Here is a 24,863-nt window from a genome sequence, read left to right on the forward strand (position 1 = left end):
ACGCAGGATTCATCTTTTTAGAAAATGCTAATTATTTCAATAACTTGCACTGAACGCATCCGAGCGTCACGCGGCTGATCGGCGTCGGATGGGGCATTCAGGACACGCCCAACAATACCTATATGTCTAATGTCGAAAATGAACGGGCTCGTCACACGGTACGATTAACTTGTCCGTCGTGGCTCGCCGCTACAATATGAAAGATTAGGGCGCGTCGCCGGTGGACCCGGCAATGCGACTGAGCCAGGCCCGTCGGACAGGCGGGCCGTTGGCTTTTTGGGAGTTTGGTTATGAGCCGAGCGAACCGTACCGATCACATCCGCCTCACCTCCCATCCGGAGCCGGGCAGAAAGGCGGCTTTTCCGATTCACTGGGGTGCCCCGGAAGCACGCGAGCGCGGGCCGATCATCGGCACGGTGTCGCGGTCGCTGGATCGCAACGTGATCGGCAGCCATGGCGGCTCCTATGCGGTGTACCGGGCGCTCGCTGTCTCCGCAGGCGCGCTCGATCCGATCCGGCGTCCCGATCTCACCAACACATTTCCAGCGGCGACGATCGGGCCGTTCCCGCAATGGACCGACCCGACCAAGATCGTCGCGCTCGATCCCTGGGGGCATCTCGTCGCCGAGAATTTCCGCCAAGAAATCGCCGAGGGCGCCGACATCCGTCCGAGCATCGCGGTGACGCGTGCGCGGCTGGACCTGCCTGAGATCCGCGATGCGCTCGCCGCAAAGCGGCTGCGCGCCGACGGTGAGGTCGTGCACGCCAACGGCAGCGTGTCGGTGGTGAAGATTGCGATCGATCCGGTCTGGTATCTACCCGGCCTTGCGGCCCGCTTCGGCACCGGAGAGACCGAGCTGCGGCGGACGCTGTTCGAGCAAACCGCCGGCATGTTCCCCGAGCTCGTGACGCGGCCGGACATGAAGGTATTCCTGCCGCCGATCGGCGGCACCACCGTCTATTTGTTCGGTGACGTCAGCAAGCTGCCCGACCATCGCACCAAGATCACCTGCCGCGTGCACGACGAGTGCAACGGCTCCGACGTGTTCGGCTCCGACATCTGCACCTGCCGGCCCTACCTGATCCACGGCATCGAGGAATCCGCGCGCGGCGCGCAGGAGGGCGGGCTCGGGCTCGTTGTCTACAACCGCAAGGAAGGGCGCGCGCTCGGCGAGGTCACGAAATTCCTGGTCTACAACGCGCGCAAGCGCCAGGAGGACGGCGATGCGGCCGCCGCCTATTTCGAGCGCACCGAATGCGTCGCCGGCGTCCAGGACGCGCGCTTCCAGCAGCTTATGCCGGACACGATCCACTGGCTGGGCTTAAAGCGCATCGACCGCTTCCTGTCGATGAGCGACATGAAGTACGACGCGCTCACCTCGCAAGGCATCGACATCGTCGAGCGCGTGCCGATCCCGCCGGAGCTGATTCCGGCCGACGCCTATGTCGAAATCGCCGCGAAGAAGGCCGCCGGATATTACTCGACCGACGTTGCGCCCGAACAGGACGTGAATGGCGTAGTCGGGCGTTCGCTGGAGAAGTACTGACAACGTGATGGCGGACGCCACGGCGACAGAACGAGAGGCCCGTTCGCTGCTGACCGCAGAAGCGGTTCGCGCGCGGGCCGCTCAGATGCTCGAGCTCGGCCTCGGTGGCGGGCTCATGCATTTCACGATCGATCTCGATCGCATGGACAGCGTTGCCGAGGCCGTGGTTGCGGTCACGCGCAAGGCTTATCCGACACTCGATATTCCCTTTCATGCACGATGGCGGCATTTCGTGCTCGGCGGTGTCGACCGCTGGACGCGCCTTGCGGACGCCGCGGCGTGGCCGGATCGCGCCGCGCGTGGGCGCGCCGAGTTCGACCTTGCGATCATCAGCGTTCTGCTCGATGCCGGCGCCGGTGCCACCTGGCGCTACCGCGACGCTGTAACTGGACAAGACATCGGCCGCTCCGAAGGGCTTGCGATCGCGAGCCTCGACATGTTCGCAAGCGGCGCCTTCTCCGGCGATGCGCGTGCGCCGTACAGGGTCGATGCGGACGTGATCGCAAAACTGCCGCTCGGCTCGCTTCAGTCCGGCTTTCAGGTCACGGATGCAAATCCACTGCTTGGTGTCGAGGGACGCGCCGATCTGCTGCGGCGGCTCGGCAGGCTGGTGGCGCAGCGCGCGGAGATTTTCGGCTTGCGCGACACGCCGCGGCCCGGAGGGCTGTTCGATCGTCTGGCGGCACAGGCGACCAATGGCGCGATCGCTGCGCCCGTGATCCTGTCCGAAGTTTTGAATCAGTTCGGGCCGATCTGGCCGTCGCGGCTCGAGCTTGCGGGCCTTCCGCTCGGCGATTGCTGGCGCCATCCGGCGATCACGTCCGATGATGCGACCGCGGGCCTCGTTCCCCTGCACAAGCTGTCGCAATGGCTGAGCTATTCGCTGATCGAGCCGCTACAGCGTGCCGGCCTTGAGGTGACCGACATCGACGGCCTGACCGGGCTTGCCGAATACCGCAATGGCGGCCTGTTCGTTGATCACGGGGTGCTGCGCCTGCGCGATGCCGCTGATGCCGACCGCGCGCATGCGGTGGATTCGCTGCTCGTCGTGGAGTGGCGGGCGCTCACGGTCGCGCTGCTGGATCGTCTGGCAGGTAGCGTCCGCGCGAAGCTCGGCCGCAGTCCGGAATCGCTACCGCTTGCCAGCATCCTCGAAGGCGGCACGTGGGCCGCGGGCCGCGCCATTGCCTTCGCGCGCCGCGCCGACGGCGCGCCGCCGCTCAAGGTGATCAGCGATGGCACTGTTTTTTAACGCGTGGGTTCGAACGTATCGCATTGCGCATCGAGCAATTTCAGGAGCATCCCCTCATGGAAGGCGTCACGATCGTCGATCATCCCCTGGTCCAGCACAAGCTGACTTTGGTGCGGGACAAATCCATCTCGACCAAGTCGTTCCGGGAGCTGGTCAAAGAGATCGGCATGCTCCTGTGCTACGAGGTGACGCGCGACCTGCCGCTCGCCGACGTCGTCGTCGACACGCCGCTTGCGCGCATGCACTCGGCGAAGATCGCCGGCAAGAAGCTGGTCTTCGTTCCGGTGCTGCGCGCCGGCACGACCTTCGTCGACGGCATGATGGACCTGGTGCCGACCGCGCGCGTCGCGCATATCGGGCTCTACCGCGAGCCAAACACCTTCGCCGCGGTCGAGTATTTCTTCAAATCGCCGTCCGACCTCAGCGAGCGGCTTGCGATCGTGGTGACGCCGGTGGTTGCAACCGCCAACACCGCCGTTGCCGCGGTTGATCGGCTGAAGGAGCGCGGCGCCAAGGACATCCGCCTCGCCTGCCTGATCGCCGCGCCCGAGGGCCTCGAGCGCGTTCGCGGACTGCACCCTGACGTCCGGATCTGGACCGCCGCGATCGACGAAGGTCTCGACGAGAACGGATTTATCCTGCCGGGCCTTGGCGATGCCGGCGACCGCGCTTACGGAACGAGATAGCAGCCTCGGGAAGATCAGATCTTACCGCTGCCGCCGCAAATCCCTTTCAGCGCCTTCCACTCCGCGTCGGTCAACAGCGGTGGGCCGCTGGCGGGGCGGTCTTCCCTGGTCATGCGCGCGAGGCGGTCATCGGTCAATGGATGGCTCGACAGGATGGTGAAGCCGGAGCCGCCTTCCTTCCCGGTGATGCGGAACATCAGTTCGGCCGCGGGCTTGGGCGAGCGGCCGAGCGCGTGCATGGTCTCGATGGCGAAGGTGTCGGCGGCGGTTTCGGCCTCGCGCGAATAGGAGGCCTCGACCACGCTGCGCGAGGCAAAGATCACGGCGGAGGAGCCGGTGACGTCGCCGAACAACAGGCCGATCAGGAACGACGTGCCGCCGTTGTAGATCAGGCCGCGCATGTTGTCGTGATGCTTGAGATGGCCGAGCTCGTGGGCGAGGATGCCAGCGACCTCGTCCGGGCTATCGGCCTTGTCGAGCAGGCCCTTCAGCATGAAGACCTTGCCGCCCGGCAACGCGAAGGCATTCGGCACCGCGGTCGGCAGCACCGCAGCCGTCATGGACTCATCGAGACCGGCGACGTCGCGCAGGCGATTGACGAGCTTTGCGAAGGCCGCCTGCCCGGCCGCATCGTTGCAGGCGCCGCGGCCGAAGATCGTCTTCATCTGGACCTCGGCGGCGTCGCCGATGCGCCGCTCGATCGGCTTCGGCACCAGTGGTGCGAGGCGATCGGCGGCAAGCGGTACACCGAATAGCACGACGCAGACGATGGAGACGGCGGCGGCGAGCGACCAGCCGACAATCCTGGCCGTGCCGCGGCGTGTGGTCTGGTGCTCATCCAGCCGCGAACAGCGCGCGGTCAGCTCCGTCGCGAGCGACGCGTCGCGGATCTCGAGGCGTGCCAGGGGCGAGGCCGAGGTACAGGCGAGACGCAGGACTCCGGCCGGACTGTCGGCGCGGCGGATGTCGGCATAGGCCCAGCGCGCGATCGTTTGTTGGTCCTGCGCTTCGCCCTCTTCAAGGATCTCGAGCACGTCACTGAGCGTCAGCGTGACCCGCCGCCTGCGGCTCGAGACGCCGTCGAAGAAGATCGTCGGCTTTCCGGGCTGGGCCTCGGCAGACACGTCACTCACGACCTAGAATCCCGCGACATCGAGGCTATCGGCAAAGCCTTCACCGAGCGCGCTGGCGAGCTCGCCGCTGCCGCGCACGTCAGCCGCCGCGCCGATGTCATGCATCTCGACGGTCTCTAACACTTTCACCCAGAGATCGCGCTGGAGATAGACGCGCATCACGATATTGACGGCGAGCGCCAGGGCGAAGTAGCCGATCACCATCGTCACGAGCAACGGGATGTTCTTGGCAGGCCCGTCGGGTCCCAGCGCCTGCTCGACCGGCAGACCGCTGAGCTTGACGATGAGCGCGGTGGCCGCGGCAAGATAGAAGCCGAACAGGGTCGAGAGCAGCAGCCACCAGCCGATCACCTTCCAGTACAGGCCGTAGAACGCATCGTGCGGCAAATCCGAGGAGAGACTTACGCCGCCGATGCGGAGACCCGCGAGCCACCAGCGCCACTCTCGCGCCTTGAACTCGGAATAGAGAAACGGTGCCAGCGGGAAAATCACGAGCGCGATCGGCGTGAGCAGCCACAGCCACCAGCCGCGCTTGAAGAACTCCCAGCCGTCGCCTTCGAAATCGCCGGTGAGATCGCCATAGTGCGTGTGCCGCATCTTGTAGCGTTCCAGCGACGCTTCACGCCAGGGCAGCGCCAGACCAAGGGTCAAGAACACAAGCAAGCCCCACAGCATGGCACGGAGCGAATAGGCCCAGCCCGATCCGTCCATCCAGAACCGCACGCCGCGCCAGACCGTGCGGGTCAGGCGATAGCACCGGGCGCGGTAGATCGCGAATTGCCCGAAGGCGTAGAAGCTGATGAACAGCGGTGTCGAAGCAAAGCCCTGCCAACGCTCTGCCTCGATCGTGATCAGGAAATAGCCGAGATAGATCGGCACGAGAATCGCGAGCGCGAACAGGAAGCCGATCAGCAGCTCCTTGCCGCGCCCGGTATACTCGGCGGCATCGCCGTCGATCGACGTGTTCGACCACAGATGCCGCCGGATGTCGGTAACGAGCCAGAACCGGTAGAAGCCGAAGGTGACGAGTTCGAGCGCGGCGCCCTTCGTCGCCATCTTGCGGAACTCGGTGCGGTCGCCGGTGAAGTCGACCCGCGTCGGCGGCAGCGGCGGCGGTACCGGTTGGGGCGGGCCAATGGGGCTCCATTGCAGCTCGTTCACGACGGCAACCTCGGGATGCGGATCTGGTCGGCTCAAACTATAGATCAGAGGTTAGTCGATACCCAAGGCGACAGGGTTCGATTTAGCTCGATTTCAAGCGATTTCTTCCGCGATTCCACCCGACAAGGTGTGGGAGATCACGTTCGCCTGAAAGCGTGACCACCGTCCGACGTTCTCGCGAAGGTTGGATGTGGCAAAACTCTCCCTTGCCCCGACGCAGACAACGGGCTGTAATTGCAGGGGCAAATACCGCAGCGCAGAATTCAAGAAAAAGTCGCGCGGAGCAACGTCAGGGAGAGACGGCCATGCACGGGACCATCGAGAGCATCGCTAGTCACGATGCATTGCGCGCACGCGCCTTATCATTGCCGCTGGAGCAGTTCGATCCCGGCGACCCGGAATTGTTCAGGACCGATACGTTCTGGCCGTATTTCGACCGGCTGCGCAAGGAAGAGCCCGTGCACTACTGCAAGGACTCGATGTTCGGGCCGTACTGGTCGGTGACCAAATACAACGACATCATGGAGATCGAGACCAACCACGCGGCGTTCTCGTCGGCCGCGATGCTCGGCGGCATCACCATCCGCGACGTCGATCCGGAGCTGCGCCGGGAAAGCTTCATCTCGATGGACCCGCCGCGCCACAGCGCTCAGCGCAAGACCGTGGCGCCGATGTTCACGCCGACGCATCTCGACGAGCTCGCCCTCAACATCCGCAAGCGTTCGGCGGAATGCCTGGACAATCTTCCCAAAGGCGAGGTGTTCGACTGGGTCGATCGTGTCTCGATCGAGCTCACCACGCAGATGCTGGCGGTGCTGTTCGATTTTCCCTGGGAGGAACGCCGCAAGCTGACGCACTGGTCCGACGTTGCCATGACGATCCCGGGCCCGGATGGGCTCGTGCCCACCGAGGACGACCGGCAGGCGGTCTTGCTCGAATGCGCGCAGTATTTCTCCGCGCTCTGGAAAGAACGCAGCCAACAGCCGCCGAAGAGCGATCTGCTCTCGATGATGGCGCATAGCGATGCCACGCGTCACATGGATGCCAAGAATTTCCTCGGCAACCTCATCCTGCTCATCGTCGGCGGCAACGACACCACCCGCAACACCATGTCCGGCTCGATCTACGCGCTGAGCCAGCATCCCGAGCAATATCGCAAGCTGCGCGAGAACCCCGCACTGATCGACAGTTTCGTGCCCGAGGTGATCCGCTGGCAGACACCGCTTGCGCATATGCGCCGCACCGCGCTTGTCGATTTCGAGTTCCGCGGGAAGCAGATCAAGAAAGGTGACAAGGTCGTGATGTGGTACGTCTCGGGCAACCGCGACGAGGAGGCGATCGAAAAGCCCTACGAATTCATCATTGACCGCGCGCGGCCGCGGACGCATCTCTCCTTCGGCTTCGGCATCCATCGCTGCGTGGGCCTCAGGCTTGCCGAATTGCAGTTGAAGATCATCTGGGAGGAGATCCTGAAGCGCTTCGATCACATCGACGTGGTCGGCGAACCCAAGCGGGTCTATTCGAGCTTCATCAAGGGCTACGAGACGCTGCCGGTGAAGATTGCGGCGTGAGAACATCTCCCTCGCCCCGCTTGCGGTGAGAGGGTTGGGGTGAGGGGCTCCATCCGCGAACACGGTGACAGCCGATTCGTGGAGCCCCCCTCACCCGCCGCGCTTCGCGCGTCGGCCTCTTCCCGCAAGCGGGGAGAGGCGAAGAAGAAACGAGCTGGAGCAACCGTCCATGAACATCCAAACCCCGGTCAATGTGGACAAGGCCAAACGCATGCGCCGGGCACGCGAGGAGGCCTATGCGACGCCGCTGGCGCAATTCCACCCGGGCGCGCCGCGGCTGTTCCAGGACGACACGCTGTGGCCGTGGTTCGAACGGCTGCGCAAGGAAGAGCCGGTGCACTACTGCACCAACGCGCCGATCGAACCCTACTGGTCGGTGGTGAAATACAACGACATCATGCATGTCGACACCAATCACGGCATCTTCTCCTCCGACTCCACGCTCGGCGGCATCTCGATCCGCGACGTACCCCCCGGCTATGACTGGCCGAGCTTCATCGCCATGGATCAGCCGCAGCATTCGGCCCAGCGCAAGACCGTGTCGCCGATGTTCACGCCGACGCATCTGGACGAATTGGCAAAACTGATCCGCCAGCGCTCGCAGACCGTGCTCGACAATCTGCCGCGCAACGAGACCTTCAACTTCGTCGAGCGCGTCTCGATCGAGCTGACGACGCAGATGCTCGCGACCCTGTTCGACTTCCCCTGGGAGGAGCGGCGCAAGCTGACGCGCTGGTCGGACGTCTCGACCGCGCTGCCCAAGAGCGGCATCGTCGCGTCCGCCGAAGAGCGTCGCCGCGAGATGGACGAGTGCTACGCCTACATGTCGAAGCTGTGGAACGAGCGCGTCAACTCCGCGCCGCGCAACGATTTATTGTCACTGATGGCCCACAACGATGCGACGCGCTACATGGACCCCGACAACCTCATGGGCAACATCATCCTGCTCATCGTCGGCGGCAACGACACTACGCGCAACACCATGACCGGCTCGGTGTTGGCGCTGAACGAGAACCCCGAGCAGTATGACAAACTCCGCGCCGACCCGGCGCTGATCGATTCCATGGTGCCGGAGGTGATCCGCTGGCAGACCCCGCTTGCGCATATGCGGCGCACCGCGCTGGTCGACACCGAGATCGGCGGCAAGCAGATCAAGAAGGGCGACCGCGTAGTAATGTGGTACGTCTCGGGCAACCGCGACGAGGAGATGTTCGAGAAGCCGAACGAGTTCATCATCGACCGGCCACGGCCGCGCACGCACCTGTCCTTCGGCTTCGGCATCCACCGCTGCGTCGGCATGCGCCTCGCCGAGCTCCAGCTCCGGATCGTCTGGGAGGAGATGCTGAAGCGCTTCGACCGCATCGAGGTGGTCGGCGAGCCCAAGCGGATCTATTCGAGCTTCATCAAGGGATATGAGTCGCTGCCGGTAAGGATTCCGGGCTGACGTGCGCGAGGAGTGGCGAGCATTTGCCTGAATCTCCGCTGTCATGCCCCGCGACCCGGCTACGCCAAGGCTTCGCCGGGCTTGCGGTCTTGGGCCGCCGAAGCCTTAGCGAAGGCGGCAAGCGGGGCATCCAGCGCGCCGCAGCTTCTCCATAGCCCTCACCGCCTCTGGAATACTGGATCACCCGCCTTCGCGGGTGATGACAGCGGAGAGTGAGGCAATGAGCGCGTCGCTCCTGCCCCTCATTGCCCGGCTATAAAATTTCGGCATGACAGGTCGCACAAGATGCGAAGTGAGGACGGCGCGCTTCCGTTCTAAATCCCGCGTGAATTCGTTGACGGAGCGATCGGTGCGCCCCCTCGTCCCGCAAGCGGGGCGAGGCGAAGAAGGCATCGACCTTCAAGCGAGCCTGATGTCCCACAGGCCTTCCTTGCGGCAGGCCGCGACCTCGTCGCGCAGGAGCGCGGTGATGGCGAGGGATGCCGTCGAGGCGGGACGGTCGATCGGAGAAGCGAATATGAGCTCGCGCGTCATCGGCTTGGATACGGCCGCGGTTTCCAGCCGCCCGTCCGCGACCTCGTCATGCACCGACGAGGGCGGCAGCAGCGCGAAGCCCAGTCCCTCCTCGACGAGGCTGGTGAGCACGCGGAAGGAATCCGCCTCGAGCTGGACATTGAGCTTGATCTTGCGCTGGGCGGCCGCATGCTCGATCAGCGCGCGGAGGCCGTGCGAATGACTGGGCAGGACCAGCCGCTGTCGCAGCAGCCAACCCATGTCGACGCTCTTCTTGCGCGACAGGCCGCAGCCGCGCGGGCCGACAGCGACGATGTTGTCACGGCCGAGGCTCTGCACATTGAGATGCAGGTCGGCCGAGCGGCCATAGAGGATCGCAAGATCCATCTCGCCCCGATGCAACCATTCGACGAGATGGCCGCTATAGCTCTCGACGATACGCAGCGAGATTCCGGGAAAGGATTCGACGCAGCGCCGCGCGAAGCGCGCCGACAGCACGCAACTCACGGTCGGAACCAGACCGAGCACGACGTGGCCGGACGGCGGTCCCTTCGCCGACTGGATATCGTCGCGGATCTGGTCGATCTGGCGCACGATGCCGGAGGTGCGCGCCAGCAAGAGGCGCCCGGCCTCGGTCAGCACCATGCCGCGGCCGTTGCGGGTGAACAGCTCGGTGCGCAGCTCGTGTTCCAAAAGCTTGATCTGGCGGCTCAGCGCCGGCTGCGCCACGCGCAAGGTGTCGGAGGCCTTGCTCAGGCTGCCGAGCTCCGCGACGCAACTGAAGGTCCTGAGCTGCCGGAAATCCATGCTTGCCAATCTTGGAACGCTACTCCATACGCTATAGCAAATGAGCATAGGGGGCTGGCGTTGTTTTCACAACGCCGGAGGATTGGCCGGCGCTATTCTCTCAGCCAAAGCCCACGGGAAACGCCATGAGCCGAGAAAAACAGGACGAACACCACATCGAAGATCACGCCGATATCCGCGAAGCCGTGGCAAAGCTCTGCGCGCAGTTTCCCGGCGAATACTGGCGCAAGCTCGATCGCGAGATGGCCTATCCGAAGGCCTTCGTCGATGCGCTGACCGAGGCCGGCTATCTCTCGGTGCTGATCCCCGAAGAATATGGCGGCGCGGGTCTGAAGCTTTCGGCGGCCGCGGCGATCCTCGAGGAGATCCAGCGCGCGGGGTGCAATGGCGGCGGCTGCCATGCCCAGATGTACACGATGGGCACCGTGCTCCGGCACGGCAATGATGCGCAGAAGGCGAAGTATCTGCCGAAGGTCGCGACCGGCGAATTGCGTCTGCAAGCCTTCGGCGTCACCGAGCCGACCAGCGGCACTGACACCTCGTCCCTCAAGACGTTCGCCCGCCGCGAGGGCGACCACTACGTCGTGAACGGCCAGAAAATCTGGACCAGCCGCGCTGAGCATTCCGATCTGATGATCCTGCTCGCGCGCACCACTCCGAAGGAGAAAGCCAAGAAGCGCACCGATGGCCTGTCCGTGTTCATCGTCGACATGCGCGAGGCCCGCGGCAAGGGCCTCGAGATCCGCCCGATCCGCACCATGATGAACCACGCCACCACCGAAGTGTTTTTTACGGACATGAAGGTGCCCGCGGAAAATCTGATCGGTGAGGAAGGCAAGGGCTTTCGTTACATCCTCTCCGGCATGAATGCCGAACGCATCCTGATAGCCGCCGAATGCATCGGCGATGCCAAATGGTTCATCGCCAAGGCCTCGAACTACGCCAAGGAGCGCGCAGTGTTCGGCCGGCCGATCGGCCAAAATCAAGGCATCCAGTTCCCGATCGCCAAGGCCTATGCGTCGATGCGTGCGGCCGAGCTGATGGTGAAGGAAGCGACGCGCAAATACGAGGCCGGGCTCGACTGCGGCGCAGAGGCCAACATGGCCAAGATGCTGGCGGCGGACGCGTCCTGGGAAGCGGCCAACGCGGCCATCCAGACCCATGGTGGCTTCGGCTTCGCCGAGGAATACGACGTCGAGCGCAAGTTCCGCGAGACGCGGCTCTACCAGGTGGCGCCGATCTCGACCAACCTCGTGCTGTCCTTCATCGCCGAGCACGTGCTCGGCATGCCCCGCTCATATTGAGGTCGCATCATGGGAGCACTTGACGGGATCAGGGTGATTGCGGTCGAGCAGGCGGTCGCGGCGCCGTTCTGCTCGTCGCGACTGGCGGACGCTGGCGCGGAAGTCATCAAGATCGAGCGGCCCGAGGGTGACTTCGCCCGCGGCTATGACGCGGCGGCCAAGGGCCAGAGCAGCTATTTCGTCTGGCTCAACCGCGGCAAGCAGTCGGCGGTGGTCGATCTCGCCACCAAGGACGGCCGCGCCGAGCTGGAAAAGCTGATCGCGAGCGCCGACGTGCTGGTGCAGAACCTCAAGCCCGGCTCGATGGACAAGCTCGGCTTCTCCCGCGAGCGGCTTCTGAAGGACTATCCGAAGCTGATCTCCTGCACCATCACCGGCTATGGCGACGAGGGTCCCTACGCGCATCGCAAGGCCTATGATCTCCTGATCCAGGCCGAGAGCGGGCTTGCCTCGATCACCGGCAATCCCGACGGCGCCTCGCGCGTCGGCATGTCCATCGTCGACGTCGCGACCGGCGCCACGGCGCATGCCGCGATCCTGGAGGCGCTGATCGCGCGCGGCCGCACCGGCAAGGGCGCCGACATCCGCATTTCGATGTTCGACGTGATGGCCGACTGGTGCACCGTGCCGTTGCTCAATTCCGAGGCCGGCAATCCACCGAAGCGCATGGGCCTGCGCCATCCCTCGATCGCGCCCTATGGCGTGTTCACGTCCAGGGACGGCAAGGACATCCTGATCTCGATCCAGAGCGAGCGCGAGTGGAAGACGCTCTGCGCCGAGGTGCTCGACCAGCCTGCGCTGCCCAGCGATCCCCGCGTCGCCAACATGGTCGAGCGCGTGCGCAATCGTGACTTCACCGACAAGACGGTTGCCGATGCCTTCGCCAAGATGACGCGCGACGAGCTCTTGAAGCGGCTGTCCGACGCCGACATCGCGTTTGCCGAGGTCAATACCATGGCCGACCTCACCAACCATCCGCATCTGCGCCGCATCGAGGTCGACACGCCGAACGGCCGCGTCAGCTATCCCGCGCCCGCGCCGATCATCGTCGGCGAGACGCGGCGCTATGGTGCCGTTCCCGGCATCGGCGAACGTCACGAATCGAAGAAGTAAGTCGAAGAAGCAAGAGAGCGAGGCGTCATGACCGAGAAGCTCGACATCGATCACTTGCGGCAGTGGATCGGCCGCACCCAGGAGGCCACCGACACCGTCACCGCGCAGCTCGTCAAGGGCCTGCGCGCGACGCTGTTCCAGGAGGTCGGCGAGCCCAAAAAAGGTGACGCTGCGCCGTTTACGGTGCACTGGTGCCTGGCGCAGCCGGTATTTCCGATGTCGATGCTCGGGCCCGACGGCCACCCGACCCGCGGCGGCTTCCTGCCGCCGGTGCCTCTGCCGCGCCGGATGTGGGCCGGCGGCCAGATCGAGTTCCTGGAGCCGCTGCGCGTCGGTGACGAATCGACGCGCAGCTCGCGCATTGCCGATGTGCAGGTGAAATCCGGCTCGACCGGCACGCTGTGCTTCGTCTCGGTCGAGCACAGCGTGAGTTCGCCGCGCGGTGTTGCCATCCGCGAACGGCAGGACATCGTCTATCGCGAGATGACGAGCACGCAGGCCGCATCTGCGAAAGCCCCGCCCCCACCGCCGAAGGCTCAGCACCGCGAGGCGTACGTGTCGGATCCCGTGCTCTTGTTCCGCTACTCCGCGCTGACCTTCAACGGCCATCGCATTCACTACGATCGCGACTACGTCACCAAGGTCGAAGGCTATCCGGGCTTGATCTTCCACGGCCCGTTGCAGGCGGCGTTCATCGTCGAGATGGCCGCCAAACTGCGCGACGGCAAGGCGCCGAAGAAATTCACCTATCGCGGCGTGCAACCGCTGTTCGAGGGCTCGGAGTTCTCCATCAATGCCAATGACAGCGGCGAGAGCATGGAGCTGTGGACCGCGAACGCCGAAGGGCAGCCGACGATGAAGGGCACGGCGGTGTGGTGACGAATCCGGCGCCGCCTCCTCGTCATTGCGAGCGAAGCGAAGTATAGATCTGGACCCTCACCCTGAGGAGCGCGCGCTTCGCAAGGGCGAGGCCGAGAGCCGGGCCGCCAGCATCAACAAACAACAGGGGACGGAAACGATGTCCAAAAACGGCAAAGCGGCGAGCAAATCCGTCACCGTCAAGCAGGCCACCCTCGACCTGCTGCGATCCTTCGGCATCAACAAGGTGTTCGGTAATCCCGGCTCGACCGAGCTGCCGTTCCTCAGCGACTGGCCCGACGACATCGACTACGTGCTGGCGCTCCAGGAAGCGAGTGCGGTCGGCATGGCCGACGGCTACGCGCAAGCGACGCGCAATGCCGGCTTCGTCAACCTGCATTCGGCGGCCGGCGTCGGCAATGCGCTCGGCAACATCTACACCGCGCACCGCAACCAGACCCCGCTGGTCATCACCGCGGGCCAGCAGGCCCGTTCGATCCTCCCCTTGCAGGCGTTTCTCTATGCCGAGCGCGCGTCGGAGTTTCCGCGGCCCTATGTGAAGTACAGCGTCGAGCCGGCGCGGCCCGAGGACGTGCCGGCCGCGATCGCGCGCGCCTATTACACGGCGATGCAGCCGCCCTGCGGGCCGACCTTCGTGTCGATTCCGATCGACGACTGGGCGCATGCGACCGCGCCGGTCGAGGCGCGCAAGGTCAGCCGAGAAGTGGGCCCCGAGCCAGAGGCGATGAAAGCGCTGGTCACCGCGCTCAGTTCGAGCAAGCACCCTGCCCTCGTCGTCGGCCCCGGCGTCGATCGCGCCGGCGCGGTCGAGCTGATGGTACGCGTTGCCGAGAAAACCAAGGCGAGCGTCTGGGTCAGCCCGTTCTCGGCGCGCTGCTCGTTCCCCGAACGTCATCCGCAATTTTCGGGCTTCCTGCACGCTTCGCCGGCGCAATTGTCCGACGCGCTGCGCGAATATGATCTCATCGTCGTGATCGGCGCGCCGGTCTTCACCTTCCATGTCGAGGGCCACGCATCGATCTTCGATGGCAGCGCCACAATCTTCCAGATCACCGACGATCCGGATACGGCCGCGGTGACGCCAGTCGGCAGCAGCATCATCGCCACCATGAAGCCCGCGCTCACCATGCTGCTCGACCTCCTGCCGCAGAGCAAACGCACCGCGCCGAAGGGCCGCACGCTGCCGCCGGCGCCACAAGCCGCCGATCCGCTGCCGGTGGAATTCCTGCTGCATTCGCTATCGCAGGCAATGCCGGATGGCGCGTCGCTGGTCGAGGAAGTGCCCTCGCACCGGCCGGCGATGCAGAAATTCATGCCGATGCGCGGCCAGGACAGCTTTTATACGATGGCGAGCGGCGGCCTCGGCTACTCGCTGCCCGCCGCGGTCGGCATGGCGCTCGGGAAACCTGCGCAGCGCACCGTCTGCCTGATCGGCGACGGCTCGGCGATGTATTCGATCCAGGCGCTGTGGACCGCGGCGCAGCGCAAGCTGCCGCTCACTGTCGTCGTCATCAACAATTCGGGCTACGGCGCGATGCGCTCGTTCAGCCAGGTGATGCAGGTGCGCAACGTGCCGGGGCTGGAGCTGCCGGGGATCGACTTCGTCAAACTCGCCGCAGGCATGGGCTGCGATGCGGTGCGAGTGACGAAGGCTGCGGAGCTCGAAGGCGCACTCAAGCGCGGCATGGCGTTCGAGGGCACGAGCCTCGTCGAGGTCGTGGTGGATTCGGCCGTGCCGCTGCTCTATGCGCAGAAGCATTAGGGGCGCAAACTTGCGCCACACGCTCAGCCGTCATCGCCCGACTTGATCGGGCGATCCAGTATTCCAGCGGCGGTGACTCGATACGGAGGCGCCGCGGCGTACTGGATGCCCCGGTCAAGCCGGGGCATGACAGCGTCAATCTGGCGACAGCAACGCCTATTTGGTTCCAAACTCTTCCCGCATCTTCGCCTGGATCTTGGCCATGCCGCCGATCCAGCGGTCGTAATTCTCGGTCTTCTTGCGCATGTAACCGAGCACTTGCGGATGCGGCAGGATCAGGAACGTCTCCTGCTCGATGCCGGCGAGCGCATCTTTGGCGACCTGCTCGGGCGTGAGGTCGCCGTCGCCGGATTGCGGGCCCTTCGGGATCGAGCGCAGCATGTTGGTGTCGACGCCCTGCGGGCAGAGGATCGAGACGCGGATGTTGTGCGCCTTGTGCGAGATCGCGAGATTTTCCGCAAAGCCCACGGCGGCGTGCTTGGTCGTCGAATAAGCCGGGCTGCCAACCTGCGACAGCAGGCCCGCAGCCGAGATCGTGTTGAGGAAATAGCCGCCGCCGCGCGCTTTCATCCGCGGCACGAGGTGCCGCGCCGCATAGACATGGGCCATGACATGGATCGCCCAGCTCCGCTGCCACGGCTCGTCCGAGGTGCCGCCGGCATTCGTCGATAGGGGATCGAAGCCGCCACCGATGCCGGCATTGGAGCAGAACAGGTCGATCGGGCCGAATTGTCGCTCGGTCTCCTCGATGACGTGGGCGATGTCCTTTTCCTGGGCGACGTCGCACTTGAAGGCGGCGCCGTTCACGGTCGCCGCCACCGCCCGCGCGCCGGCCGCCTCCATGTCCGCGACCACCACCTTGGCCGCGCCTGCGTGATGAAAGGCCTCGCACAGCGCCTTGCCGATGCCATTGGCGCCGCCCGTGACGACCACGACCTTGCCGGCCACCTGCATGCGACGTCTCCTCTTATTCTTATACCGCTTTTGGTCTTGCTCAGCTCAACACGAGGTCGAGCACCGCGGTATAATGGCACGCCGCGCCGGCCAAGACAAAGCCGTGCCAGATCGCATTCTGGAAGCGCAGACGCCGCCAGGCGTGGAAGATCACACCGAGTGAATAGAGCGCACCGCCCGCGAGGACGAAGCCCAGCGCCATCGCAGGCAGCGCCTTGACCACGGCGTCGTAGAGCATCAGGCCGCTCCAGCCCATGGCGAGATAGATGCCGATCGAGACGCGGTCGAAGCGGCCGGGCCAGGCGAGCTTCAGCACGATGCCCAGGATCGCCACGCACCAGACGCAGACGAGCAGCGCCAGCGCGAACACGCTGTCCTTCAGCTCCAGGATGAACGGCGTATAGGTCGCGGCAATCAGAAGATAGATCGCGGAATGGTCGAAGCGCCGCAGCACCCATTTCGCCGGCGACACCGGCCACAGGTTATAGGTCGCCGACAGCACCAGCATCGAGAGCAGGCCGGCGACGTAGATCGACACACCGACGATATCGACCGCGCTAGCATAGACCGCCGCGAGCACCACCAGGACGGTTGCGGCAATGATGCCGGCAAGCACGCCGATGGCGTGGATGACGCCGTCGGCGATCAGCTCGGCGCGATCGTAGTTCCAGCCGATCGCATCGGCTGCGGCATGAACCGAGCTGGACGCGAGTAGCTTCAATCTGAAGACAGTCATGGCAATCCGAAGGCGACGCTATAGCACTCTTATATGGGTCTTGCGGGCTCGGCGGGGAGTTCAAGCGCTGCTTCGCCGACAAACGCGGTGGAAGTATGAAGCTTGATTTTCGTCAGGCAGTTGCCACTTTTGTGACTAATCCATTTTGCGTACCCCGCCCGAGATCCCTCGTTCATATGGCATTCAGTTTTCAGGATATGGTCGAGGAGGCGCGCCTGTCGGCCCGGGCGCTGATGGACTATGGCGAGCACTTCTTCAATCCGACGGTGCGGCTCGGCGTCACCGGCCTGTCGCGCGCCGGGAAGACGGTGTTCATCACCGCCCTGATCCATGGCCTCACCCGCGGCGGGCGGTTTCCGGTGTTCGAGGCCTACGCGTCGGGCCGGATCGCGCGGGCGCATCTGGCGCCGCAGCCCGACGATGCGGTGCCGCGCTTCGCCTATGAAAACCATCTGCGCGCGCTGATCGAGGAGCGGCGCTGGCCGAACTCGACCGTCGACATCAGCGAGCTGCGCCTCGTCATCGACTACCAGCGCCAGAACGGTGCGGACCGGACCCTGACGCTCGACATCGTCGATTATCCCGGCGAATGGCTGCTCGACCTACCGCTGCTCCAGAAGAGCTACGAGCAATGGTCGGCGGAGAGTCTCGCGCTCTCGCGCGAGGCGCCGCGTGCGCATCTCGCCGCCGAATGGCATGCACATCTTTCGACCTTGAAGCCGGAGGCGCGCGAGGACGAGCAGGCGACGCTGACGGCCGCCAAGCTCTTCACCGGCTATTTGCGCGCCTGTCGCGACGAGCGCTTTGCCATGAGCCTGCTGCCGCCCGGCCGCTTCCTGATGCCCGGCAATCTCGCCGACACGCCGGCGCTGACCTTTGCACCGCTCGACGTGCCAGCCGGCCGGCAGGCGCCGGACGGCTCGCTGTGGGCGATGATGGTCCGCCGATTCGAAGCCTACAAGGACGTCGTGGTGCGGCCGTTCTTCCGCGATCATTTTGCCCGGCTCGACCGCCAGATCGTGCTGGCCGATGCGCTCGCCGCATTCAACGCCGGACCCGAGGCGCTGCACGATCTCGAAGCCGCGCTCGCCGGCATCCTCGACTGCTTCCGCATCGGGCGCAGCACTTTCCTCTCCAGCCTGTTCCGGCCGCGCATCGACCGCATCCTGTTTGCGGCGACGAAAGCAGACCATCTGCATCATTCCAGTCACGACCGGCTCGAGGCCGTGCTGCGCCGCGCGGTCATGCGCGCCGTGGCGCGCGCCGAAACCACCGGCGCGGAGATCGACGTGGTGGCACTCGCCGCCGTGCGCGCCACCCGCGAGGCGCAGGTCGCGCGTGGCCGCGACAGGCTGCCGTCGATCCTGGGGACGCCGGCGGCGGGCGAAAGCGCGGGTGGCGAGTTCTTCGACGGCAACACGGAAGTGGCAACTTTTCCGGGCGACCTGCCCGCCGATCCCGAGGCGCTGTTCAACGGCACCGATGCGTTTCGCGGCCTCTCGACGGCCGCCGCCGGAACGAGTGACTTCCGCTTCCTGCGCTTCCGCCCGCCCAAGCTCGAACGCGAGGGAACGGAAGAGCCGGCGCGGCCTCACATCCGCCTCGACCGTGCCTTGCAGTTCCTGATCGGAGACAAGCTGCTATGAACGACCGACCCCAGCAGCGGCGGCCGGCGACGTTCCGGCTGGACGATCCCGGCGTCGTCGTCACCGAAGCTGACGAGACGGGACGGATCAGTCGCGGCACGATCCAGATCACGCCGGAGCCCGATCCGTCGACAATGCCGGTGCAGATCGAAACCGCGCTTCCTGCGCGGCGCGGCTTGCCCTGGGGCGCGCTGTTCTGGTCCGGCGTCGCTGGCCTGACGCTGCTCGGGGTCGGGCTCGGCGTCGTCCATCTGATTGAGGATCTCTTTGCGCGCAGCGAGAGTCTCGGGATCATCGCCCTTGCCCTTGCTTTCGTCACCGCGCTTGCGCTCGCTGCCGTCATCGGCCGCGAGGCGTTCGGCCTGGCGCGGCTCGCCGCGATCGAGAAGTTGCATCAGCGCGCGGCGGCAGTGCTTGCCAGCGACGATCGCAGCGAGAGCCGCGCCATCGTGCAGGACCTGCTCGAGATCGCGCACCAGAACCCGCAACTCGCGCGCGCCCGCGCCGCCCTCCAAAGTCACGCCGGCGAGATCATCGACGGCGCCGACATGATCCGGCTCGCCGAGCGCGAGTTGATGTCGCCGCTGGATGCGGAGGCGCGGCGGCTGGTGTCGTCAGCCGCACAGCGGGTCTCGATCGTGACCGCCGTGAGCCCACGCGCGCTGATCGACGTGCTGTTCGTGTTCGTGGCCTCGCTCCGGCTGATCCGGCAACTTGCCCGGCTCTATGGCGGGCGGCCCGGCGCGCTCGGCATGATCCGCCTCATACGTCACGTCATCGCCCATCTCGCCATCACGGGCGGCATGGCCGCGAGCGACAGCCTGGTGCAGCAGATGCTCGGGCACGGCATCGCGGCAAAACTGTCGCAGCGGCTCGGTGAGGGCGTGCTCAACGGCTTGCTGACCGCGCGGCTGGGATTGGCCGCGATCGACGTCACGCGGCCGCTGCCCTTCGCGGCGCTGCCGCAGCCCAAACTGTCCGACCTCGCCACGGATTTGTTGCGGAAGAAAGAGGATGAGGAGTAACGCGCGGCTCTCGCCGCGCTGCCGCTGCCCCCTCTCCCCTTGTGGCGCCGTGGGTGGATCGCGAACAACAGGCGCAAAAGCTGTTGCCGGAAGGCAATATTCCGCCATTGTAGCCTGTGTTGCAACTACAGATTGGATGGGGTCGGATGGCAGATACCAATTGCGTAACGCCCGAGGGACAATGACGGACTGCTTCGAGGGCACCACGTGAAGCAGGAGGTTCGCGTAGATCTTAGTCGCAAGTGCCGGCGTGAACGATCTTGTGCTCGCAATAGTGCAAGCATGGCTCCCTAGAGCCTAGGTAAAGCATATTCCTTGATTGAGGACATGGGGGCATCCGCTTTGAGACTCGGTCTCGACGCGCAACTTCACCTTGAGAGATCAGCGCCTTTCACCTAAGACTATTGTATTTCCGTTCTGGTTGTAGGAGGGGGGCCTACATATGAAGCAACTCGCAGCCTTACTTATGTTGGCAGTCACACTCCAGGTCGTGTCGCCGAGTACGGCAGTAGCCGATACCCAGAGCATCGAGGTACTAGAGGCATTCATCCAACGTTTTTCCCAAACGTTCTATGCTGATCTCGCACGCGCTCGCGTGCGAGAACTGAAAGAAAGCCCGAAGAGAAGTCCGGTCATTGCTTCTCTGCCGTCGCAGAACGAAGCGGCAAGGCCGAGCACGTATTTTCGGCAAAGAGCAATCTTATACGATGAGGATCCAGCCGATCCCAAGGGGCGCCAATACATTGGCTCAGTCACTTGGCGAACCCAAAATGTAGGCTCCGCACAAACTGAAACGGCGGTGCGAGGCGATGTCAGTATCCCCGAGCGCAAGTTGTCAGCGGCAATTGTGCTAAAGCGCAACATCGATCCGACGCTCCCTGCAAGTCACACCATTGACGTAACCTTTTTCCTCCCGTCTGACTTTGCCGGGGGCGGTATCAAGAATTTGCCCGGCATATTGCTCAAATCAAACGAGCAAGCGCGAGGTGAGCCCCTCTCTGGATTAGCTGTTAAAGTTCGTGATGGCTATTTTTTGGTAGGCTTGTCCAATGTTGCGAAGGACCGCGCACGTAACTTACAGCTCCTAAATGAGAGGCAATGGTTCGATATCCCATTGGTGTATGAAAATCAGCGGCGAGGAATTCTAGCCATTGAGAAAGGGGCCTCGGGAAACCAAGCCTTCGATGCAGCCCTCTCGGGTTGGAATCAATCCACAAACTCCAGTTCCAGGGCTAATGCGCCGTCGCCACCAAAGACGAACCGAGGCCCTTCACCTCCTGTATTCCCTTCACTTGTTTCACCGACCTATTCCACGGAGGAGCCGGGCAAAGCTCGTATGCTTACTTGTCGAGACCAACTCGCAAACAAAGCAACTGACTCGAACGGCGGCTTGCTCTGGGTACAGCAGGGAGGTGGCTACTATCCCGAGTGCAATAAGCGCCTAAAAGGGTGAGATACTGGCATCGATCGGTTTGGACTGCATCGCTACAAGGTGATGCACGCCTCAGGAACCACGCTTTCGTCCACGCGGCTGGACTGCGGTTTGATCGTCATCCGTAACGGATCCAATAGGGACATCAATTAACTAACTATCTGAATATAATTGTGTTTCTTCATGGCACCTTCTCCACAAGGGGAGAAGGGAAGAGGTCGGAGCTTGCCTCGCTAGGCGAGCGCACGCTTCTCGAATTCCGCCGCCAGCACCCGCCACTGGAACAGCGGCGAGTCCTTTTTCGGCGCGAGGTCCGGGGTCCAGCCGGTGAGCTTTTCCAGGGCGTAGGTGTCCATCACGCGGCCGCGCCAGCGGCGCTCGACCTCTGCCAGCGGCTCACGCTTGGCGGGGATCGATTGCCATACTGCCGCATGATTGTCGGGCTCGCGGCCGACATAGATTCCGGCATGGCCTCTGATCCTGTCCATTCCCGGATCGCGAAAGTCCTGGAAACGGCCGCGCTCGTTGATCTCGATCACCGGCACGCGCCCCCTGAACAGCCAGCGCATCATGGCGTAGGTGCGGTAATCCGTGGTTGCGATCCAGGTCGCGCCGGTCTCGTCCAGCGCAGCCTGCGCCCGCGCCGCAACCTGCTCGTAGCCGGCCTCGGCGCCGATCGGATCGATCTTTCCGAGGAAATTCCAGGGCGCGGCGACATAGTAGAGGAACACCAGGACGACGAACGCGATCCCTGAAACGACTGCTGTATTGGCCCAGAACACCGACGACTTGAGCATCTGCGCCGACCAGCGCTCGCGCAACAGCATCGAGAGGTTGATCGCGGCGGCAGCGAAGCCGACCGGCCACATGAACATAGGCCAGGTGTCGCCGACCCTAAGCGTGAACGATTTCACGAGAAAATAGAGGAACGGCACCAGCACCGCGGTCGACAGCAGGATCGCGACCGGCTCGCGCGTGCGATAGCCGCGCCATGCTGCCAGCACCAGGCCCGACAGCACCACCGGCAGCATCACGAAACCGACGAGGCCGAATTGCAGCCCGACATAATCGCCGACGGTGCGCAAGGAGATGCCGTAACTGGCCGTGGCGCGCACGCCCTGGAAGCGGAACGAGGCCCAATCGTGCCCGGCGTTCCAGATCAGCACCGGCGAGAACACGGCGATCGCGATCACCACGGCGAGATAAGGATAAGGGCTGCGCAGCCAGCGCCACCGCCAATCCGGCACCAGCAGAAAGGCGGCGACGGCGGGCGCGAACATGATCGCGGTGAATTTCGACAGCAGCGATAGCCCGGCGAACAGGCCGGCCGCGAGCCACCAGCGGCCGTCACCGCTCTGCGCGAGTCGGACCAGCGACCACATCATCGCCATCGCAAACGGGATCATGGCGACATCGGGCGCAACCTTGGACATCAAGAGCCCGTAATAGAGCGCTGCCTCCGGCATCAGCACCGCGAGCACGATCGCACGCACGTCGTGGGTGACGCGGCGGACGACGTCGAAGAGCAGGAGCTGCGTGACCGCCATCGCGACGATGCCGCCGAAGCGGACGCCGAGCGTGGTGTCGCCGAAGATCGCGGTGCCGAAGCGGATGAACCAGGCGATCATCGGGGGGTGATCGAGGAAGCTCAGCGCGGCTTCCTTCGACCAGGTCCAGTAATAGGCCTCGTCAGTACGCAGCTCGATTGCAGAGGCGTAGACGATGCGCAGCAGCGTCATTGCCGCGATCACGAGCGCGGCCGTGACAAGGGCTCGGCGCGCGGCACCGTCGGGCTTTCCTGTCATGTCGGCGGCCGTCGTCACGGCCGCGCTTTTCCCCGACTTGAGAGGGGGAGTCAATGCGCCGAAGTGGTGCCCTGGATTTCTCGCGCCGGGACGCCGGTTTGTCGGGTGGGCAAAGCGAAGCGCGCCCACCATCACGGAAGCGCCGGAAGGGTGGGCACGGCGCAGGAGCGCCTTTGCCCACCTACGATTCCTGCGCGACGCTTGCCCGGGACGATGGAGTGTGTGGCGGCTTGCCGCGGATGTGATCGGAGAAGCCGTCCCTCGCCGGAATTAAACTCTCCGCTGGCTGTTCTCCTTCATGAACTGATACAACCGCATCATGGCCACCGCTTCCGCACGAATGTCCGAAATGGTCCGCGGCACCAGCCTGCGGCAGGTGCGGCTGGTCTGCGGATTCATCCTTTTCTCTTACGTGGTCAGCCATTTCCTCAACCATGCGCTCGGCAACATCTCGGTCGATGCGATGGAGGCCGGGGTCTACTACCACACGGCCTTCTGGCAGTTCCTGCCGGTCGCCGTCGTGTTCTACACGGCGGCGCTGACGCATATGGGGCTCGGCGTCTACGCGCTGTACCAACGCCGGCAGTTCCGCTGGAAGACCATCGAGCCGCTCCAGCTCGTGCTGGGGTTAAGCATCCCCGCCCTCGTCATGGCGCATGTCATCGGCGTGCGACTCGGGCAGACCCTCTACGGACACCAGAAGCTCTATCCGCAGGAGCTCTATCTGTTCTTCGTCGGGTCATCCAACCGGATCTGGCTGATGACGATCCTGCTCGTGATCGCCTGGGTGCATGGCTGCATCGGAATCTATTTCTGGCTTCGGCTCAAATCGTTCTTCACGCGCGCCGCGCCCTATCTGCTCGCAGCCGCCGTGCTGATCCCGACGCTGGCGCTGCTCGGCGTCTACCAGGGCGGCCGCAGCGTTGCGGCCGATAGCGACGACGGCGAATGGCGCGCGCACAATCTGACCCGGCGCCAGCTCGGCACCGCCGCGGAGGCCGATACGCTCGACCGCATCACCGGCGGCCTTACCGTCAGCTATCTCGGCCTGCTCGGGCTGGTGCTGCTCGGACGCGGGGTGCGCGCCTTGCGCGAGCGACGCGGCGGCATGATCGCGTTGTCCTACGGCAACGGCAAGACGGTGCGCGTGCCCAAGGGGCTCTCCGTGCTGGAAGCAAGCCTGCGCCACAACGTGCCACATGCCAGCGTCTGCGGCGGCCGCGCGCGCTGCTCGACCTGCCGCATCCGCGTCATCGGCGATCATGGCGCCCTGCCCGAGCCGTCGCAGCGCGAGGCGTTCGTGCTCACCCGCGTCGGCACCACCGATCCCTCGATCAGGCTGGCCTGCCAGTTGCGCCCGACGTGCGATCTTTCCTTCTTCCAGCTCTTCACGCCGCACACGCTGGCGGCCAATGCGCAGGCCTCAACGCCGGCACGGATCGGCCAGGAGCGCTATCTCGTCAGCCTGTTCGTCGACATGCGCGGCTCGACGCAGCTCGCCGAGAAGCGGCTGCCGTTCGACACCGTCTTCATCGTCAACCGTTTCCTCGGCGCGGTGTCGCAGGCCGTGATCGAGAACGGCGGCCAGCCGAACCAGTTCGTCGGCGACGGCATGCTGGCTCTGTTCGGGCTCACAGCGGATCCGCAGACCGCCTGCCGCCAGGCGCTGAAGGCCGCCGCCGGAATCGCCGTCCATGTCGACGAGCTCAACGAACTCCTGGGCCACGATCTGCGCCAGCCGATCCGCTTCGGCATCGGCATTCACGGCGGCGAGGTCATCATCGGCGACATCGGCTACCGCGATCACATCGTCTTCACCGCGCTCGGCGACGCCGTCAACGTCGCCGCCCGCCTCCAGGACATGACCAAGACGCTGGCCTGCGAGGCCATCGTCTCGGAGGAGGTCCGCCGCACCGCCGGCCTGCGCGACGATGCGCTGCCGCAGCAGGAGGCGACGATCCGCGGCCGCGACGAGCCGATGACCGTGCGCGTCATCGCGGATGTCAGGCTGTTGGCGGCCCTGGTCGCGGGCGGCGAGCGCATCGCGGCGTAACACCGCGTTGTTGCAGCGCAGCGGCATGGCCCTGCTGCGA

General features: G+C 64.6%; 19 protein-coding genes. 13 read left to right on the forward strand and 6 right to left on the reverse strand.

The features are described from left to right. The first annotated feature begins 290 nt into the window (after positions 1-290). Genes MTR72_RS33245 through upp form a run of 3 tightly spaced genes read left to right on the forward strand, consistent with a single transcriptional unit; the run spans position 291 to position 3,485 of the window. Positions 291-1,547: a GTP cyclohydrolase II gene (locus tag MTR72_RS33245; protein WP_280966346.1), complete on the forward strand. Its 1,257-nt coding sequence runs from the start codon at positions 291-293 to the stop codon at positions 1,545-1,547. Between the two features lie 7 nt (positions 1,548-1,554). After that, positions 1,555-2,799 carry a URC4/urg3 family protein gene (locus MTR72_RS33250; protein WP_280966347.1) on the forward strand — a complete coding sequence of 415 codons (1,245 nt, stop codon included), beginning with the start codon at positions 1,555-1,557 and terminating at the stop codon, positions 2,797-2,799. Between the two features lie 56 nt (positions 2,800-2,855). Next, positions 2,856-3,485 carry a uracil phosphoribosyltransferase gene (upp, locus tag MTR72_RS33255; protein ID WP_280966348.1) on the forward strand — a complete coding sequence of 210 codons (630 nt, stop codon included), beginning with the start codon at positions 2,856-2,858 and terminating at the stop codon, positions 3,483-3,485. Between the two features lie 14 nt (positions 3,486-3,499). On the opposite strand, the gene MTR72_RS33260 is transcribed toward upp, so the two are convergent. After that, entirely contained in the window at positions 3,500-4,618 is a 1,119-nt protein-coding gene (locus tag MTR72_RS33260) for a M48 family metallopeptidase (protein ID WP_280966349.1), read from the reverse strand. A gap of 3 nt (positions 4,619-4,621) precedes the next feature. After that, positions 4,622-5,779 carry a YjgN family protein gene (locus tag MTR72_RS33265; protein ID WP_280971103.1) on the reverse strand — a complete coding sequence of 386 codons (1,158 nt, stop codon included), beginning with the start codon at positions 5,777-5,779 and terminating at the stop codon, positions 4,622-4,624. 305 nt (positions 5,780-6,084) lie between these two features. On the opposite strand from MTR72_RS33265, the gene MTR72_RS33270 reads away from it, so the two are divergent. Both MTR72_RS33270 and MTR72_RS33275 read left to right on the forward strand, forming a co-directional pair. After that, positions 6,085-7,350, forward strand: coding sequence for a cytochrome P450 (locus tag MTR72_RS33270; RefSeq protein WP_280966350.1), 1,266 nt, complete (start codon positions 6,085-6,087; stop codon positions 7,348-7,350). Between the two features lie 169 nt (positions 7,351-7,519). Next, positions 7,520-8,794: a cytochrome P450 gene (locus MTR72_RS33275; protein ID WP_280966351.1), complete on the forward strand. Its 1,275-nt coding sequence runs from the start codon at positions 7,520-7,522 to the stop codon at positions 8,792-8,794. A gap of 399 nt (positions 8,795-9,193) precedes the next feature. Here MTR72_RS33275 and MTR72_RS33280 read toward each other — a convergent pair whose 3' ends face one another. Continuing rightward, complete coding sequence (locus tag MTR72_RS33280; protein WP_280966352.1) at positions 9,194-10,114, reverse strand: LysR family transcriptional regulator; 921 nt, start codon at positions 10,112-10,114, stop codon at positions 9,194-9,196. Between the two features lie 125 nt (positions 10,115-10,239). Between MTR72_RS33280 and MTR72_RS33285 the strand changes: the two genes are divergently transcribed. The 4 genes from MTR72_RS33285 to mdlC all read left to right on the forward strand — a co-directional run bounded on the left by MTR72_RS33285 (position 10,240) and on the right by mdlC (position 15,172). Continuing rightward, a complete protein-coding gene (locus MTR72_RS33285) occupies positions 10,240-11,418 on the forward strand; it encodes an acyl-CoA dehydrogenase family protein (RefSeq protein WP_341511893.1) in 1,179 nt (392 codons plus the stop codon). A gap of 9 nt (positions 11,419-11,427) precedes the next feature. Then, complete coding sequence (locus tag MTR72_RS33290; protein WP_280966354.1) at positions 11,428-12,531, forward strand: CaiB/BaiF CoA transferase family protein; 1,104 nt, start codon at positions 11,428-11,430, stop codon at positions 12,529-12,531. 27 nt (positions 12,532-12,558) lie between these two features. Next, a complete protein-coding gene (locus tag MTR72_RS33295) occupies positions 12,559-13,410 on the forward strand; it encodes an FAS1-like dehydratase domain-containing protein (RefSeq protein ID WP_280966355.1) in 852 nt (283 codons plus the stop codon). 139 nt (positions 13,411-13,549) lie between these two features. Continuing rightward, positions 13,550-15,172: a benzoylformate decarboxylase gene (gene mdlC, locus MTR72_RS33300; RefSeq protein ID WP_341511894.1), complete on the forward strand. Its 1,623-nt coding sequence runs from the start codon at positions 13,550-13,552 to the stop codon at positions 15,170-15,172. 156 nt (positions 15,173-15,328) lie between these two features. On the opposite strand, the gene MTR72_RS33305 is transcribed toward mdlC, so the two are convergent. Then, a complete protein-coding gene (locus MTR72_RS33305) occupies positions 15,329-16,126 on the reverse strand; it encodes an SDR family oxidoreductase (protein ID WP_280966357.1) in 798 nt (265 codons plus the stop codon). A 40-nt stretch (positions 16,127-16,166) separates the two neighbouring features. Then, entirely contained in the window at positions 16,167-16,862 is a 696-nt protein-coding gene (trhA, locus tag MTR72_RS33310) for a PAQR family membrane homeostasis protein TrhA (RefSeq protein ID WP_280966358.1), read from the reverse strand. A gap of 176 nt (positions 16,863-17,038) precedes the next feature. On the opposite strand from trhA, the gene MTR72_RS33315 reads away from it, so the two are divergent. The 3 genes from MTR72_RS33315 (at position 17,039) to MTR72_RS33325 (ending at position 20,986) form a co-directional block, all read left to right on the forward strand. Beyond that, positions 17,039-18,508, forward strand: coding sequence for a YcjX family GTP-binding protein (locus MTR72_RS33315; RefSeq protein ID WP_341511895.1), 1,470 nt, complete (start codon positions 17,039-17,041; stop codon positions 18,506-18,508). Further along, complete coding sequence (locus tag MTR72_RS33320; protein ID WP_341511896.1) at positions 18,505-19,533, forward strand: YcjF family protein; 1,029 nt, start codon at positions 18,505-18,507, stop codon at positions 19,531-19,533. The genes MTR72_RS33315 and MTR72_RS33320 overlap by 4 nt, the downstream gene beginning before the upstream one ends. 442 nt (positions 19,534-19,975) lie before the next feature. Then, a complete protein-coding gene (locus MTR72_RS33325) occupies positions 19,976-20,986 on the forward strand; it encodes a hypothetical protein (RefSeq protein ID WP_341511897.1) in 1,011 nt (336 codons plus the stop codon). Positions 20,987-21,198: 212 nt separating this feature from the next. Here MTR72_RS33325 and MTR72_RS33330 read toward each other — a convergent pair whose 3' ends face one another. Continuing rightward, positions 21,199-22,770 carry a glycosyltransferase family 39 protein gene (locus MTR72_RS33330; protein WP_280971104.1) on the reverse strand — a complete coding sequence of 524 codons (1,572 nt, stop codon included), beginning with the start codon at positions 22,768-22,770 and terminating at the stop codon, positions 21,199-21,201. 319 nt (positions 22,771-23,089) lie between these two features. Between MTR72_RS33330 and MTR72_RS33335 the strand changes: the two genes are divergently transcribed. After that, positions 23,090-24,823 carry an adenylate/guanylate cyclase domain-containing protein gene (locus MTR72_RS33335; protein ID WP_280966362.1) on the forward strand — a complete coding sequence of 578 codons (1,734 nt, stop codon included), beginning with the start codon at positions 23,090-23,092 and terminating at the stop codon, positions 24,821-24,823. Positions 24,824-24,863 lie beyond the last annotated feature (40 nt).

The organism is Bradyrhizobium sp. ISRA442 (assembly GCF_038085055.1).
In the GTDB taxonomy this organism is placed as follows: Bacteria; Pseudomonadota; Alphaproteobacteria; order Rhizobiales; family Xanthobacteraceae; genus Bradyrhizobium.

Coding starts and splice junctions, on each gene's coding strand:
- MTR72_RS33335 (WP_280966362.1), top strand. CDS start 23,090: ATGGCCACCGCTTCCGCACGAATGTCCGAAATGGTCCGCGGCACCAGC.
- MTR72_RS33295 (WP_280966355.1), top strand. CDS start 12,559: ATGACCGAGAAGCTCGACATCGATCACTTGCGGCAGTGGATCGGCCGC.
- MTR72_RS33290 (WP_280966354.1), top strand. CDS start 11,428: ATGGGAGCACTTGACGGGATCAGGGTGATTGCGGTCGAGCAGGCGGTC.
- upp (WP_280966348.1), top strand. CDS start 2,856: ATGGAAGGCGTCACGATCGTCGATCATCCCCTGGTCCAGCACAAGCTG.
- MTR72_RS33285 (WP_341511893.1), top strand. CDS start 10,240: ATGAGCCGAGAAAAACAGGACGAACACCACATCGAAGATCACGCCGAT.
- MTR72_RS33315 (WP_341511895.1), top strand. CDS start 17,039: ATGGCATTCAGTTTTCAGGATATGGTCGAGGAGGCGCGCCTGTCGGCC.
- trhA (WP_280966358.1), bottom strand. CDS start 16,862: ATGACTGTCTTCAGATTGAAGCTACTCGCGTCCAGCTCGGTTCATGCC.
- MTR72_RS33245 (WP_280966346.1), top strand. CDS start 291: ATGAGCCGAGCGAACCGTACCGATCACATCCGCCTCACCTCCCATCCG.
- MTR72_RS33280 (WP_280966352.1), bottom strand. CDS start 10,114: ATGGATTTCCGGCAGCTCAGGACCTTCAGTTGCGTCGCGGAGCTCGGC.
- mdlC (WP_341511894.1), top strand. CDS start 13,550: ATGTCCAAAAACGGCAAAGCGGCGAGCAAATCCGTCACCGTCAAGCAG.
- MTR72_RS33275 (WP_280966351.1), top strand. CDS start 7,520: ATGAACATCCAAACCCCGGTCAATGTGGACAAGGCCAAACGCATGCGC.
- MTR72_RS33270 (WP_280966350.1), top strand. CDS start 6,085: ATGCACGGGACCATCGAGAGCATCGCTAGTCACGATGCATTGCGCGCA.
- MTR72_RS33320 (WP_341511896.1), top strand. CDS start 18,505: ATGAACGACCGACCCCAGCAGCGGCGGCCGGCGACGTTCCGGCTGGAC.
- MTR72_RS33325 (WP_341511897.1), top strand. CDS start 19,976: ATGAAGCAACTCGCAGCCTTACTTATGTTGGCAGTCACACTCCAGGTC.
- MTR72_RS33250 (WP_280966347.1), top strand. CDS start 1,555: ATGGCGGACGCCACGGCGACAGAACGAGAGGCCCGTTCGCTGCTGACC.
- MTR72_RS33305 (WP_280966357.1), bottom strand. CDS start 16,126: ATGCAGGTGGCCGGCAAGGTCGTGGTCGTCACGGGCGGCGCCAATGGC.
- MTR72_RS33330 (WP_280971104.1), bottom strand. CDS start 22,770: ATGACAGGAAAGCCCGACGGTGCCGCGCGCCGAGCCCTTGTCACGGCC.